This is a genomic window from Kitasatospora cathayae (assembly GCF_027627435.1).
Taxonomy (GTDB): Bacteria; Actinomycetota; Actinomycetes; order Streptomycetales; family Streptomycetaceae; genus Kitasatospora; species Kitasatospora cathayae.
In genome coordinates this window covers 5,885,348-5,900,169 of the sequence record NZ_CP115450.1, presented here as the reverse complement: position 1 = coordinate 5,900,169, position 14,822 = coordinate 5,885,348, and the positions used below count along the sequence as shown (strand labels likewise).

The 14,822-nt window shown below is 72.9% G+C and carries 12 protein-coding genes; 8 read left to right on the top strand and 4 right to left on the bottom strand.

What is annotated here, in order from left to right; translation table 11 throughout:
- Nucleotides 1–140 precede the first annotated feature (140 nt).
- Nucleotides 141–599, bottom strand: a complete 459-nt coding sequence (locus O1G21_RS26380) for a peroxiredoxin (protein ID WP_270147112.1) — start codon at nt 597–599, stop codon at nt 141–143.
- A gap of 283 nt (nt 600–882) precedes the next feature.
- Entirely contained in the window at nt 883–1,323 is a 441-nt protein-coding gene (locus O1G21_RS26375; protein WP_270147111.1) for a DUF3052 domain-containing protein, read from the bottom strand.
- Nucleotides 1,324–1,840: 517 nt separating this feature from the next.
- Here O1G21_RS26375 and aceE point away from each other — a divergent pair.
- Nucleotides 1,841–4,591, top strand: a complete 2,751-nt coding sequence (gene aceE / locus O1G21_RS26370; protein ID WP_270147110.1) for a pyruvate dehydrogenase (acetyl-transferring), homodimeric type — start codon at nt 1,841–1,843, stop codon at nt 4,589–4,591.
- A gap of 82 nt (nt 4,592–4,673) precedes the next feature.
- Here aceE and O1G21_RS26365 read toward each other — a convergent pair whose 3' ends face one another.
- The gene (locus O1G21_RS26365) at nt 4,674–6,278 is read right to left on the bottom strand and encodes an MFS transporter (protein WP_270147108.1); all 1,605 of its coding nucleotides are present in this window, start codon (nt 6,276–6,278) and stop codon (nt 4,674–4,676) included.
- Between the two features lie 216 nt (nt 6,279–6,494).
- Here O1G21_RS26365 and O1G21_RS26360 point away from each other — a divergent pair, with 216 nt between their 5' ends.
- The 7 genes from O1G21_RS26360 to O1G21_RS26330 all read left to right on the top strand — a co-directional run bounded on the left by O1G21_RS26360 (nt 6,495) and on the right by O1G21_RS26330 (nt 13,744).
- Nucleotides 6,495–7,175 (top strand): TetR/AcrR family transcriptional regulator, encoded by a 681-nt coding sequence (locus O1G21_RS26360; protein WP_270147107.1) that lies wholly within the window; start codon nt 6,495–6,497, stop codon nt 7,173–7,175.
- Between the two features lie 142 nt (nt 7,176–7,317).
- Nucleotides 7,318–8,640 carry a sensor histidine kinase gene (locus O1G21_RS26355; RefSeq protein ID WP_270147106.1) on the top strand — a complete coding sequence of 441 codons (1,323 nt, stop codon included), beginning with the start codon at nt 7,318–7,320 and terminating at the stop codon, nt 8,638–8,640.
- Nucleotides 8,637–9,311 carry a response regulator gene (locus O1G21_RS26350; protein WP_270147105.1) on the top strand — a complete coding sequence of 225 codons (675 nt, stop codon included), beginning with the start codon at nt 8,637–8,639 and terminating at the stop codon, nt 9,309–9,311. The genes O1G21_RS26355 and O1G21_RS26350 overlap by 4 nt, the downstream gene beginning before the upstream one ends.
- Nucleotides 9,312–9,443: 132 nt before the next feature.
- The gene (locus O1G21_RS26345; protein ID WP_270147104.1) at nt 9,444–10,568 is read left to right on the top strand and encodes an alpha/beta hydrolase; all 1,125 of its coding nucleotides are present in this window, start codon (nt 9,444–9,446) and stop codon (nt 10,566–10,568) included.
- A gap of 36 nt (nt 10,569–10,604) precedes the next feature.
- Nucleotides 10,605–11,834, top strand: coding sequence for an acyltransferase family protein (locus tag O1G21_RS26340; RefSeq protein ID WP_270147103.1), 1,230 nt, complete (start codon nt 10,605–10,607; stop codon nt 11,832–11,834).
- A 162-nt stretch (nt 11,835–11,996) separates the two neighbouring features.
- Complete coding sequence (locus O1G21_RS26335; protein WP_270147102.1) at nt 11,997–12,344, top strand: MmcQ/YjbR family DNA-binding protein; 348 nt, start codon at nt 11,997–11,999, stop codon at nt 12,342–12,344.
- 185 nt (nt 12,345–12,529) lie between these two features.
- Entirely contained in the window at nt 12,530–13,744 is a 1,215-nt protein-coding gene (locus O1G21_RS26330; protein WP_270147101.1) for an alpha/beta hydrolase, read from the top strand.
- On the opposite strand, the gene O1G21_RS26325 is transcribed toward O1G21_RS26330, so the two are convergent.
- Nucleotides 13,729–14,727 carry a helix-turn-helix transcriptional regulator gene (locus O1G21_RS26325; protein ID WP_270147100.1) on the bottom strand — a complete coding sequence of 333 codons (999 nt, stop codon included), beginning with the start codon at nt 14,725–14,727 and terminating at the stop codon, nt 13,729–13,731. The two genes, O1G21_RS26330 and O1G21_RS26325, sit on opposite strands and share 16 nt — an antisense overlap.
- Between the last annotated feature and the right edge of the window lie 95 nt (nt 14,728–14,822).

Here is a 14,822-nt window from a genome sequence, read left to right as displayed (position 1 = left end):
CAACGGCCCGAGCGTAGTACCGGGTTCCCGCACGCACGGCCGAACGGGCGAGGCGGACGCGTCGCGCGGGCCTCCGGGGGCGGCCGCACGGGCCCCGCAGGAGCGGCCGCACGGACCCCGCAGGAGTGGCCGCACGGGCCTCAGAGCCCGGCCAGGACCTCCAGGTACTCCTGCTCGTCCCGGGCGTCCGGGAGGCCGTTGACGACGCTCCAGCGGACCGTGCCGGCCTTGTCGATCACGAAGGTGCCGCGCAGCGGGCAGCCCTTCTCCTCGTCCAGGACGCCGTACGCCCGGGCGACCTCGCCGTGCGGCCAGAAGTCGGCCAGCAGCGGGAACTCCAGGCCCTCCCGGTCGGCGAACACCCGCTGGCCGAACTGCGAGTCGCAGGAGACGCCGAGCACCTGGACGTCCTCGTTCTGCAGCCCGGCCAGCTCGCGCTGGATCGCGCCCAGCTCGCCGGTGCACACGCCGGTGAAGGCGAACGGGTAGAAGACCAGGACGACGTGCTTGCGGCCGCGGAAGTCGGCCAGCCGGACCGTCTCCCCGTGCTGGGTGGTGAGCTCGAAGTCCGGAGCCGGGTTGCCGACCTCGATGGCCATGAACGGGACCTTTCTGACGCGACCGGGCCGCGCGGCGGGCACGGCAGCCGCCATCCTCGCATCCGTTCACCCGCGTTCGGCCGAACGGATGACCCGGCCCGCCGACCGGCCCAGCCCTTCCGCCCTGAGCGAACGCGCGAACCGCCGCCGGAAGAGCCCGAGCCGCCCCGGAAGGCACCGTGGAGGGCCCCGCGGAGGGACACCCGGAAAGCCGTGCGGAAATGCGCCGGGCCCCGCCGGAGGAGATCTCCGGCGGGGCCCGGCACGGGCTTCAGGGTCCCGTTCAGCGCTGCTTGGGCTGCTTCGTCGTGGACTTGGTCGCCAGGCGGGTGGCCGCCCAGTCCTTGGCGACCGCGATCGAGCTGGTCTGCGAGAGGCCGGCGGTCTTGGCCGCGTCCGCGATGTCGGAGGCCTCGATGTGGCCGTCCCGGCCGGTCTTGGGCGTCAGCAGCCAGATCAGACCGCCCTCGGCCAGGTATTCCAGGGCGTCGACGAGGGCGTCGGTGAGGTCCCCGTCGTCGTCGCGGTGCCACAGCAGGACGGCGTCCGCGACGTCGTCGTAGTCCTCGTCGACGAGATCCGTCCCGGTGATCTCCTCGATGCCCTCGCGGAGATCCTGGTCAGTGTCGTCGTCGTACCCCAGCTCCTGGACGATCTGGCCCTCTTCGAAGCCGAGACGGGTCGCCGGGTTGGACTTGTCCGCGGGGTCCGCGGTCGCGCTCACGGGAATAACCTCCAGTATTCGGCTCGGCGTCCATGCCGAGGCTGTGGCCGTAGTCCACACGGGCGCGGCGGTTCGCGCAAGTACCCGACCGCCGATCCCCTCCAAAGGTTGACGTGTCACAGCGGGACACGCCGGTCGACGTGTCGGGAATCACACCGATTTGCCCTTCTCTGCATGGGACAAGGATGCTTCGGGTGGTCCCGGCCCACAGGCCGTACGCGTGCCCGAGATGCGAACGGCATTCGGGGTCCGCGTGTGCGCGGGCGTAGAGTCTCCTGTTGGCCCTCACCCCGGCCGCCCGCCATCGGGCGGACGGGACACCAGGTCGGACCACCTCTTTTCGTAACACCCGGGGGTGTTCGGAGCGGACGAAGACGCCCGCGACGCACGCCACCAGACCGCTCCGTCCACCAGGCGGAACGGTTACCGATCGGTAGAGATGACGGATCTCCGAGCGCGGTAGCACGATGGAGGCGGCGCGACACACCTCAGTTTCGACCGACAGTGAAGGAACAGCGTGGCTTCCGGATCCGATCGCAACCCGATCATCATTGGCGGCCTTCCGAGTCAGGTCCCGGACTTCGATCCCGAGGAGACCGCGGAATGGCTGGAGTCGCTCGACGCGGCCATCGACGAGCGGGGGCGTGAGCGTGCCCGCTACCTGATGCTGCGGCTGATCGAGCGCGCCCGCGAGAAGCGTGTCGCCGTGCCCGAGATGCGCAGCACGGACTACGTCAACACCATCGCGACCAAGGACGAGCCGTTCTTCCCCGGCAACGAGGAGATCGAGCGCAAGATCCTCAACGCGACCCGCTGGAACGCGGCCGTGATGGTCTCCCGGGCGCAGCGCCCGGGCATCGGCGTCGGTGGTCACATCGCCACCTTCGCCTCCTCCGCGTCGCTCTACGACGTGGGCTTCAACTACTTCTTCCGCGGCAAGGACGCCGAGGGCGAGTCCGGCGACCAGGTCTTCTTCCAGGGCCACGCCTCCCCCGGCATCTACGCCCGCGCCTTCCTGCTGGACCGACTCACCGAGCAGCAGCTCGACGCGTTCCGCCAGGAGAAGTCGAAGGCCCCGTACGGCCTGTCCAGCTACCCGCACCCGCGGCTGATGCCGGACTTCTGGGAGTTCCCGACCGTCTCGATGGGCCTCGGCCCGCTCGGCGCGATCTACCAGGCGCGGATGAACCGCTACCTGGAGCACCGGGGCATCAAGGACACCTCCGACTCGCACGTGTACGCCTTCCTCGGCGACGGCGAGATGGACGAGCCCGAGTCGCTCGGCCAGCTGTCGCTGGCCGCCCGCGAGGGCCTGGACAACCTGACCTTCGTGGTCAACTGCAACCTGCAGCGCCTGGACGGCCCGGTCCGTGGCAACGGCAAGATCATCCAGGAGCTGGAGTCCCAGTTCCGGGGCGCCGGCTGGAACGTGATCAAGCTCATCTGGGACCGCAGCTGGGACCCGCTGCTCGCGCAGGACCGCGACGGCGTCCTGGTGAACAAGATGAACACCACCCCGGACGGCCAGTTCCAGACCTACGCCACCGAGACCGGCGACTACATCCGCGAGCACTTCTTCGGCGGTGACCTGCGCCTGCGCGCCATGGTCGAGAACATGACCGACCAGCAGATCCAGCACCTGGGTCGCGGCGGCCACGACCACAAGAAGATCTACGCGGCGTTCAAGGCGGCCCGCGAGCACAAGGGCCAGCCGACGGTCATCCTGGCCCAGACGGTCAAGGGCTGGACGCTGGGCCCCAACTTCGAGGGCCGCAACGCCACCCACCAGATGAAGAAGCTGACGGTCGACGACCTGAAGCGCTTCCGCGACCGGCTGCACCTGCCGATCACCGACAAGCAGCTGGACGAGGGCTACCCGCCCTACTACCACCCGGGCCGCGACTCGGAGGAGATCCAGTACATGCACGACCGCCGCCAGGGCCTCGGCGGCTTCGTGCCCACCCGCAAGGTGCGCCCGCGCCCGCTGGTGCTGCCCGGCGACGACGCGTACAAGGCGGTCAAGAAGGGTTCCGGCAACCAGACCATCGCCACCACCATGGCGTTCGTCCGGCTGCTCAAGGACCTGATGCGGGACAAGGGCATCGGCAACCGCTTCGTGCCGATCGCGCCGGACGAGTACCGCACCTTCGGCATGGACTCGCTGTTCCCGTCGGCGAAGATCTACAACCCGATGGGCCAGACCTACGAGTCGGTCGACCGCGACCTGCTGCTGGCCTACAAGGAGTCGCCGACCGGCCAGATGCTGCACGACGGCATCTCCGAGGCCGGCTGCACCGCCTCGCTGATCGCCGCCGGTTCGTCCTACGCGACCCACGGCGAGCCGCTGATCCCGGTGTACGTCTTCTACTCGATGTTCGGGTTCCAGCGCACCGGCGACCAGTTCTGGCAGATGGCCGACCAGCTGGCCCGCGGCTTCGTGCTCGGCGCCACCGCCGGTCGCACCACCCTGACCGGTGAGGGCCTGCAGCACGCCGACGGCCACTCGCACCTGCTGGCCTCGACCAACCCGGGCGTCGTCGCGTACGACCCGGCGTACGGCTTCGAGATCGCGCACATCGTCCAGGACGGTCTGCGCCGGATGTACGGCTCCTCGGCCGAGCACCCGCACGGCGAGGACGTGTTCTACTACCTCACCGTCTACAACGAGCCGATCAAGATGCCGGCCGAGCCCGAGAACGTGGACGTCGAGGGCATCCTCAAGGGTCTGCACAAGTACGCGCCGGGCACCGCCGGCCAGATCCCGGCCCAGATCCTCGCCTCCGGCGTGGCCGTGCCGTGGGCCCTGGAGGCCCAGCGCATCCTCGCCGAGGAGTGGAACGTCAAGGCCGACGTCTGGTCCGCGACCTCCTGGAACGAGCTGCGCCGCGACGCGGTGGAGGCCGAGGAGTTCAACCTGCTGCACCCCGAGGAGCAGCAGCGCGTGCCGTACGTCACCCAGAAGCTGCAGGGCGCCGAGGGCCCGATCGTCGCGGTGTCCGACTGGATGCGCGCGGTGCCGGACCAGATCGCCCGCTGGGTGCCGGGCCAGTACCAGTCGCTGGGCGCCGACGGCTTCGGCTTCGCCGACACCCGTGGCGCGGCCCGTCGCTTCTTCCACATCGACGCCCAGTCGGTCGTGCTGGCGGTGCTCACCGAGCTCGCCAAGCAGGGCAAGGTGGAGCGCTCGGTGCTGAAGGACGCGATCGACCGCTACCAGCTGCTGGACGTGGCCGCGGCCGACCCGGGTGCCGCCGGCGGCGACGCCTGATCACCCGCTAGCGCCTGAAAGGGCCGGACCCCTCGTGGGGTCCGGCCCTCTCGGTTTCCGTTTCCGGTCGATCAGGCGCTGATCAGATGTGCACGGCCGGGCCCGCGTCGGTGCTGCCGCGACGGGTGAGCAGGGCGAGCAGGGCGGCGGCGAAGGCCACCGCGGCGGCCACCACGAAGGCCAGCGACATGCCGCTGACGAAGGACTGGTGCACGGCGCCGGCCATCGCGTCCACCGCCTGCTGAGGCATGCCGGGCTGGGCGGGCGGGGCGATGCCCAGCTGGGCGCCCTGCTTGAGGAGTTCGGCCTGCTGCGGGTCGGCGACCGGCGGCAGGCCGGCCTTCGCCCAGTTGCCGGGCAGCACGTCGCCGACCTTGGCGGCCATCAGGGCGCCCAGCACGGCGGTGCCGAGGCTGCCGCCGACCTGCATGGCGGCCTGCTGGAGGCCACCGGCCACGCCGGACAGCTCCAAGGGGGCGTTGCCGACGATGACCTCGGTGGCGCCGACGATGACCGGGCTGATGCCGAGGCCCATCAGGACGAACCAGAGCGACATCACGCCGGTGCCGGAGCCGGTGCCCAGGGTGGACATGCCGAACATCGCGCCGGTGGTGAGCAGCATCCCGGCCGTGATCGGGATCCGCGGGCCGAGCTTGCCGATCGCCAGGCCGGCCAGCGGCGAGCCGACGATCATCATGCCGGTCATCGGCAGCAGGTGGACGCCGGCGTCGACCGGCTTCATCCCGTGCACGTTCTGCAGGTAGAAGGTCACGAAGAAGATCGCGCCGAAGAACGCGAAGGCCATCAGCACCATCAGCAGCACGCCCGCCGACAGCGGCACCGAACGGAACAGGCTGAGCGGGATCAGCGGCTCCTTCGCCCGGCCCTGCCAGAGCGCGAAGAGCACCATCAGCACCACCGCGCCGCCCAGGAAGAGCAGCGTCCGCCCGTTGCCCCAGCCCCACTCGGGGGCCTTGATGATGCCGAAGACCAGGGCGAACATCCCGACCGAGAGCAGCCCGATGCCCGGCAGGTCGAAGGACCTGGCGGCGTTCTCGGCCCGCACGTCCCGGAGGATCCACAGGCCGAGGGCGAGCGCGATCAGGCCGACCGGGACGTTGATGAAGAACACCGACTCCCAGCCGACGTGCTCGACCAGCAGACCGCCGACGATCGGGCCGGCCGCGGTGGAGGCGCCGATCACCCCGCCCCAGATGCCGATCGCCATGTTGAGCCGTTCGGCCGGGAAGGCCCCGCGCAGCAGGCCGAGCGCGGCCGGCTGGAGCAGTGCGCCGAACAGGCCCTGCAGCACGCGGAAGGCGATCACGGTCTGGATGTTGCCGGCGAAGCCGATCGCGGCCGAGGTGGCGGCGAAGCCGACCGCGCCGACCAGGAAGGTGCTCTTGTGGCCGAAGCGGTCGCCGATCTTGCCGGCGGTGATCAGGAAGACCGCGAGCGCCAGCAGGTAGCCGCTGGTGACCCACTGGATCTCGGAGGGCGCGGCCCCCAGCTTCTCCTGGATCACCGGGTTGGCGATGGCGACGATGGTGCCGTCCAGGGCGACCATCATGACGCCGACCGCGACGGTCAGCAGGGTCAGCCAGGGGTGCCCCTTGAGCCCCCCGGACGGCCGATTCGGTGGCGGCGGTGCGTCCGCCTCGGAGTTCTTGACGACGGACTGACTCATCTGGGCCCTCCGTGGGCGTGCAGAGACCGGGACACGACGGTGGCGCTGCGACGACCCACCCGTCCCCACGAGTGCCCGGCCGACGAGCGCCACTCCGGCAGATTATGTCAGCCGCTGACATTCGGCAAACAATGACTTCTGACCTGCACTGACATTTGTCAGGCAGCTAAGGTTGAGCTCCCACCCCAGCACCAGCGCCCCCGGAAGGCCCCCGCCATGGCCGCTCGCACCCCCCACCCCGCCGGCACCCCGGAGGACCTCGACCGGGCACCCGGCCTGCGCGAGCGCAAGAAGCAGCAGACCCGGGACGCCCTGGTGCAGGCCGCCCACACGCTCTTCCTCAGCCAGGGCTTCGCCCGGACCACCGTCGACGAGATCGCCTCCGCCGTCGACGTCTCCCAGCGCACCTTCTTCCGCTACTTCGCCAACAAGGACGAGGTCGCCCTCGCCGTGATGGCCGACGCCGAGGACTACTTCATCCACTGCCTGCGCCACCGCCCCGCCGAGGAGACCCCGCTCCAGGCCCTGCGCGCCTCGATCGTCAAGTCCTGGCGCGACCTCGGGAACGACCGGACCTCCGGCCCCGGCTCGATCAGCAGCGCCCTCGAACTGCTGCGGATCATCGAGGAGACGCCCGCACTGCTCGCCGCCCACCTGCGCCGGGTCACCGAGCAGGAGCGGCTGGTGGTCCAGGTGCTCGCCGAGCGGGAGGGGCTGGACCCGGCCCAGGACCTGCGCCCGGTCGTGCTCGCCGCCGTCTTCGGCAGCCTGCTGCGCGCCGCCCACCTGTCCTGGACCGCCGAACAGGAACCGGCCGGGCCCGAGGGCATGGTCGCGGTGATCGAGCGCCACTTCGACCAGCTCGGCCCCGCCCTGGCCGGCCACTGGCGACCCTGAGCGCCCACGGCACCGCAGCGCCCACGGCACCCGTAGCACCCGCGCGTCATACCCGGGTATCACCCCGTACCCGGGTATCACCCGGAATCTCGCGCTCCAGTCCGACGCCCGGAGCGGGCCCGCCCTCCTAGGCTGGCCCGCGATGAAAACGCTCACGATCGCCGACGCCCGCAGGTTCACCGTCCGCCAACTGCGCACCCTGTGGCAGCACCTGACCGCCCCGAGCGAGGACGGGACCCCGCTGCTCGGCAACTCCCGCCGGCCCTGGGTGCGCCGACTCCCGTACGTCGTCGCGATCATCCTGCAGGCCTCGCTGATCCCCACCGGGATCGCCAACCTGGTCGACTTCTACGGCCTGGTGCTGCCGGTCGCCGCCGCGCTCACCGTCGCCCAGACCACCCCGCTGTTCCTCGCCATCACCCGGCCGCTCGCCGCCTGGTGGATCAGCGCCACCACCCTGGTCACCACCGCCACCATCACCGCCCACCACCACCAGGTGACGGGCAGTTGGCCGTGGACGGCGCCGATGATCCTCTCGTACCTCTTCCTGCTGCTCGCCCTCGGACTGCGCGAGCGCCGGGCCACCGTGATCGCGGTCTGGGTCGCCACCCTCCTGCTCACCGTGCTCACCACCACCCTCGGCCTGCCCCGGGCCGGCGACGGCACCACCGTGCTGCTGATCGCGCTCAGCGGCGCCGTCCTGCTGCTCGGCTGGGCCGTCCGGGACCGCGCGGTCGCCCGCCGGCTGCTCACCGAGCAGGAGCAGATCAGCGAGGTGGAACGCGAGCGCCGCACCCTGCTGGAGGAACGCGCCCGGATCGCCCGGGAGTTGCACGACGTGGTGGCCCACCACATGTCGGTGATCGCGGTGCAGGCCGCCAGCGCGCCGTACCGGGTCGAGGGCGTCCCGGCCGACGCCGCCGAGGAGTTCACCGCGATCGCCGGCACCGCGCGCGAGTCGCTGGCCGAGATGCGCCGGCTGCTCGGCGTGCTGCGCAGCGAGGAGTCCTCCGGGGAGAAGGCCCCGCAGCCGGGGGTCGGCCAACTCGCCCAGCTGGTCGAGACGGTGGGGCGGGCCGGGGTGCCCGCCGAGCTGACCGTGGACGAGGGACTGGCCGAGCGGGTGCCGCAGGCCGTCGGCCTCTCCGCCTACCGGATCGTCCAGGAGGCGCTGGCCAACGTGGTCCGGCACGCCCCCGGCGCGCGGACCTGGGTGTCGCTGTCGGCGGACGGCCCGGAGCTGCGGCTCACCGTGGTCAACGCGGCCCCGGCGCAGCGCACCGAGTCGCTGGAGGCCTCGGCCGAAGGCACCGGACACGGTCTGGTCGGAATGCGCGAACGCGTCCGGCTGGTCGATGGCAGGCTGGACACCGGTCCGCTGCCGGACGGCGGCTTCAAGGTGGCCGCCGTCCTGCCGCTCGACCCGCCCGACCGACCAGACACCCCGGGGGAGAAACCCGCATGACCATCCGCGTGATCATCGTCGACGACCAGGCCATGGTGCGGGCCGGCTTCGCCGCCCTGCTCAACGCCCAGAGCGACATCGACGTGGTGGGGGACGCGGCGGACGGCGCCCAGGCCCTGGAGGTCACCGGTCGCACCCACCCGGACGTGGTGCTGATGGACGTCCGGATGCCCGTCATGGACGGCCTGGAGGCCGCCCGGAAGCTGCTCGACCCCGACGTCCCGGGAGCGCACCGGCCCAAGGTGCTGATGCTGACCACCTTCGACGTGGACGACTACGTGTACGAGGCGCTGCGCGCCGGGGCCAGCGGCTTCCTGCTCAAGGACGCCCCGCCGGCCGACCTGATCGCCGCGGTCCGGGTGGTCGCGGCCGGCGAGGCGCTGCTCGCCCCCTCCGTCACCCGGCGGCTGATCGAGGACTTCGCCCGCAACCGGCCCGCCAAGCGCCGCGACCCCAAGCTGCGGCTCAACGGCCTGACCCCGCGCGAGACCGAGGTGCTGGAGCTGATCGCCCGCGGCCTGTCCAACCAGGAGATCGCCGGCCGACTGGTGCTCGCCGAACAGACCGTCAAGACCCACATCGGGCGCATCCTCGGCAAGCTCGACCTGCGCGACCGCGCCCAGGCGGTGGTGCTGGCCTACGAGTCCGGCCTGGTGACCCCGGGTCAGTAGCAGGTGCTACCGGAGTAGTACCCCCGACTTGGCCCCGCGGTGTGACGTCCGCGGGGCCGTGGCGTTCCTACCTTCCTCCCCGTCGGCAACCGACCCCGGTCGCCGGCCCAACGGGCAAGGGAGGGCACGGACATGCGCAGGTTCCGGACCAGGCGGGCGATCGCCGCCACCGCGGTGGCACTGGCCGCCGTGCTCGGCGCGGGCGGCTGGGCCGCCGACACCCAGACCGCCCTCACCGGTCCGCCGCCCGGCAGCGCCGACTGGACCGCCGACACCGCGCTCGGCCTCCACCCGCCCGACCCGGCCACCAGCACGCCCGCCCAGGTCGCCGCCTTCTTCGCCGGGCTGACGCCCGCCCAGCAGGACGCCCTGGCCACCCGGCACCCCTTGGTGGTCGGCAACCTGGACGGCGCCCCGGTCCCCCTGCGCTACCGCGCCAACACCCTGGCCCTCACCGCCGAACGCGCCCGGGAACTCGCCCGGGCCACCGACCCGGCCCGCACCCCGCTGGACCAGCAGGCCGCCCGCACCCGCGCCGAGCGCTACCGCACCCTGCTGGACGACGGCCGGCAGATCCTCGCCTTCGACCCGCGCGGCCGCGGCCAGGTCGCCGAGGTGTTCGGAGACCTGGCCACCGCCACCCGCACCGCCGTGATCGTCCCCGGCTCGGACATCGACCTGCAGACCTTCGACCGCGCCACCGACCCGTACGGCACCCCCGCCGGCATGGCCCGCGCCCTGCGACAGGCCACCGACGGACGGACCGCCGTGATCGCCTGGGCCGGCTACACCACCCCGGTCGGCCTCGGCATCGACGCCGCCACCGAGGACCTCGCCCGGGCCGGCGCCACCCGCCTCACCCGACTGCTCGACGGACTCGCCGTCAGCACCCGCCCGCAGGCCCCGCCCACGGTGTTCTGCCACAGCTACGGCTCGGTGGTCTGCGGCCTGGCCCGCCCCACCCCGGCCCTCGCCTCCGCCCTGGTGGTGCTCGGCTCGCCCGGCATGGGCGTCGACTCGGCCGCCGACCTCGACCCGGGCGTCCCGCTCTGGGCCACCACCCGCAACGACTCCGACTGGATCGGCAACGTGCCCGGCGTCCGGCTGTTCGGCCTCGGCCACGGCTCCGACCCGACCGACCCCGACTTCGGCGCCCGCCCGCTGCCCGCCACCGGATCCCACGGCCACACCGGCTACTTCGCCCCCGGCACCGCCTCGCTCGCCGACTACGCCGCCATCGCCCTCGGGCGCCTCTGAGGCCCCTCCGAGCCCCGCACTGGAAGGAGCACCGCCATGGCCCACCCGCTCACCACCCTGCGCCGCGCCGCCGAGCAGGCCGACGCGAAGACCCCCGCCACCCGCGACCGCGCCCTGGACGGGCTGCGCGCCCTCGCCCTGCTCTCCGTCCCGATCGGCCACTGGATGCTCGGCGGCCTCACCCGCTCGCCCGACGGCGCCCTGCACAACGCCAGCCCGCTCTCCTCGCTCGGCTCCTTCGCCCCGGCCAGCTGGGTGCTCCAGATGCTCGGGGTGTTCTTCCTGGTCGGCGGCCACTCCTCGGTCCGCTCACTGGAACGGGCCCGGGAGAAGGGCCTGACGTACGGGAGTTGGCTGCGCGCCCGGACCGTCCGGCTGCTGCGGCCGGTGCTCGGGGTGACGGCGGTGTGGGCGCTGCTGATCCCGCTGCTGCCCCGGCTCGGGGTGCCCGCGGACACCCTGCGCACCGGCGCGACGCTGGTGGTGCAGCCGCTCTGGTACATCGGGGTGTACCTGGCGCTGACCGCGCTCACCCCGCTCTGCGCCGCCTTCGGGCGGCGGCTCGGCCTCCGGTCGGCGGGCCTGCTGGTGGCCTCGGTCGCGGTGGTCGACCTGCTGCGGTACGGGCCGTGGGCCACTGCAGTGCCGTCCTGGATCGGGCTGCTGAACCTGCTGCCGGGCTGGATGTTCGGCTACCAGCTGGGCGTGCTGTGGGCGCAGGGCCGGCTCGGCCGCCCGGCGGCCCGGGGGCTGCTGCTCGGCGGCGGAGCGCTGTTCGCCACGCTGCTGGTCGTGTTCCACTACCCGGCCAGCATGGTGGGCGTGCCGGGCGTCGAGCGGACCAACTCGCACCCGCCGTCCCTGCTGGTGCTCGCCCTGGCGGCGGTGCAGTGCGGCGCCGCGGTGCTGCTGCGGGAGCGGCTGGGCCGGCTGCTGAGCCGCCGTCCGCTGCTGTGGCTGCCGGTGGTGGTGGTCAACCTGTCGGCGATGACGATCTTCTGCTGGCACCAGAGCGCGATGCTCGCGGTGGCGGTGCCCGGCGCGGCCGGCCTCGGCGCCGTACCCGGACTGACCACCGCGCCGGACTCGCTCGGCTGGGTGGCCGCCCGGCTGGCCCTGCTTCCGCTGTTCGGGGCCGCCCTGGTGGCGATCGGGTGGTTCACCCGGCGCTTCGACGGGCCCTGGACGGGTTTCTCCCGGGCCGGCAAGGCGCTGGCCGGCGGCGCGGCGGCGCTCTTCGCCGCGTACGCGCTGGGGGTGGTGTGACGCGCGCCGTCGACCACGGCACGAGAGGGGCGCGACCGCCGGGCCGGCCGTCCTGCTGACGCCGACCACCTCCACCCACTCGGTCGGCCCGGCTCCGCGCCCCCGGTGCGCCGCCACGCGCACCGGGGGCGCGCTGTCGGCCCCCTGTTCTAACCTGCGCCCATGGTGACGTTCGACGAGTTCCGCGCGATGGCCCTGACCCTGCCGGAGGCCGCCCAGGAGCCGACCTGGGGCATCGAGACGCTGCGGGTCCGCGGCAAGGTCTTCGCGATGGGCGCGCCCGAGGGCGACAGCGTCACCGTCAAGGCCTCCCACGAGGACCAGGCCGAGCTGATCGCCGCCGAGCCCGAGGTGTTCTCCTTCGCCCGGTACGTCGGGCGACACGGCTGGGTGAGCGTCCGGCTGGACCTGGTCGACCCGGAGGAACTGCAGGACCTGGTCACCGAGGCCTGGCGGCGGACCGCGCCCAAGCGGCTGGTCGGCGCATTCGACGCCGACCACTCCGCTTAGCACTGTCCGGGGTGCCACACAAGGACGCCGGGAAGACACTCCCGGTTCATGTGATCCATCCCACAGTTTAGGCGGGTCCGTCACCGTCCTGTGACCTCTACGCTTGCGCAAGGAAGTCAGCAGTCCAATCGCACCCTCCGGGCACCGCCCGAGAAACGGTGACGGGCCCCAAGGGAGTTGGTGCGGTGCGCAACCGTCGACGCTGGAAGCGGGTACTGATCGGGGCGTTCGCGGGTTGTGCCGTGCTCGCCGACGCCGGTGCCTCGGCGGCCGCCGCCGCGGTCTCCTCCGAGCAGCTGGCGATCTCCACGCCCCCGGCCGGCAGCGCCGCCTGGGTGCAGGACCACTCCTTCGGCCGCTCCCTGCCCGACCCGGCCACCACCAGCCCGGCCGACGCCGCCACCTTCTTCGCCTCGCTCGCCCCCACCGAGCTGGACCGGCTGGTCAAGGACTACCCGCTGGTCGTCGGCAACTACGACGGCGCCCCGCTGGACCTGCGCTACCGCGCCAACCGGATCGCCCTGGCCGACGAGCGCGACGCCGCCCGGGCCCGCGCGGCCGATCAGAAGCTGGACTCCGACACCCGGGCGCTGGCCGTCTCCCGCGCCAACGACGTCGACCACCTGCTCTCCCCCGGCCGGCAGATCCTCGCCTTCGACCCGCGCGGCCGCGGCCTGGTCACCGAGGTCTGGGGCGACCTCGCCGACGCCGAGCGGGTCTCCGTGGTCGTCCCCGGCTCGGACGCCGACCTCGGCCACTTCGACCAGGCCGCCGAGCCGCTGCGCGGCGCGGCCGGCATGGCCCGCGCCCTGTACGCCGAGGAGCAGCGCCAGGCCCCCGGTACCCGCACCGCCGTGATCGCCTGGACCGGGTACGTCACCCCCTCCGGCCTCGGCCCGGACGCGGCCACCTCCCGGCTCGCCGACGTCGCCGCGCCCCGGCTGCAGCGCCTGCTCGCCGGTCTCAAGGAGACCACCCGGCCGGACGCGCCCCCGGCGCTGCTCTGCCACTCCTACGGCTCGGTGGTCTGCGGCACCGCCGCCCCGCACATCCCGCGCGCGGCCGCCTCGCCGTCCGACACCTCGGGCATCACCGACATGATGGTGTTCGGCAGCCCCGGCATGGGCGTCCAGTCCGCCGGCGAGCTCGGCGGCGGCGTGCACGTGTGGGCCACCCGCAACCCCAGCGACTGGATCGGCAACGTCCCGTTCCTGGAGGTCGGCAAGCTCGGCCACGGCGCCGACCCGACCGGCGGCGGCTTCGGTGCCGAGCAGATCTCCTCCGCCCGGGCCTCCGGCCACAACGGCTACTTCACCGACGGCACCGACAGCCTGCACAACTTCGCGGCGATCTCCCTCGGGGACTACGGCGACGTGGTCCGGGCTCAGCCCAACGCCTGAACCTGATCCTGGTAGAGCCGTAGGGCCTCCGCCGCCGCCCGGGCCAGTTCGCGCCGGGCGGCAGGCGGGGCCAGCACCTCGACGTCCGCGCCGAAGGCCAGCATCGAGCGGGCGGCCGCCGCGGACGGGAAGGCCATCGCCAGCTCGACCCACTCCTCGGGCGGCCCGGCACCCGCCTCCGGCGGCGGCGCCGTGACCCGGCCGCCGTGGATGCGCAGGAACATGTCCAGCCGCCCGCGCCGGACCCGCACCCGGACCGGCACGTCCTTCGGCACCCGCTCCACCTGCTCCCGCAGCGCCGCCCACACCTCGCCGAGCGTCACCCCGGCCCGGCGGCGCACCGTCTCCTCGGTGGTCCCGGCGGTCAGCACCCGGTCGGCCCGGAACAGCCGCGGCTCGCCGTGCAGGTCGGCCACCAGGTACCAGACCGCCGCCTTGTTCACCAGGCCGTACGGGTCGACGGTGTACTCCACCGGCGCGGGCGCGCCGCTGTGCCGGTAGCGCAGCCGCAGCCGCCGGTCGGCGAACACGGCGTACTGCAGCTCGCCCAGGTCCGGCCCGCTGCCGGTGCCCGGCTGGGGGCTCTGCATCCAGCGGGCCGGGTCGACCAGGATGCGCTCGCTGACCCGCTCGGCCGCCGGGCGGTGCGGGGCGGGCAGCGCGGCCATCACCTTGCGCAGCGCCGAGCCGAGCGCACCGTCCAGCCCGAGGTCGCTGTGCGCGCCCTGGGCGGAGAGCACGAACAGCGCCCGGGCCTCGTCCGCGGTCAGCCCGGTGACGTCGGTGCGGTAGCCGGGCAGCAGGTTGATGCCGCCGTGCCGGCCGCGCTCGGTGAACACCGGCACGCCGGCGGCGGAGAGCGACTCCACGTCCCGGTAGATGGTGCGGACGGACACCTCCAGCCGTTCGGCCAGTTCGGTGGCGGGCACCCGGCCGCGGGTCTGGAGCAGCAGCAGGATCGAGAGCAGGCGGTCGGCCTTCATGACACCAGGATCCCAACAATCCTGACGGTGGTTGTCAGGTTCTACTGGGAGATTGCGTTCCGGGGCCCGAAGGGCACCACGAACCACCGCACCGC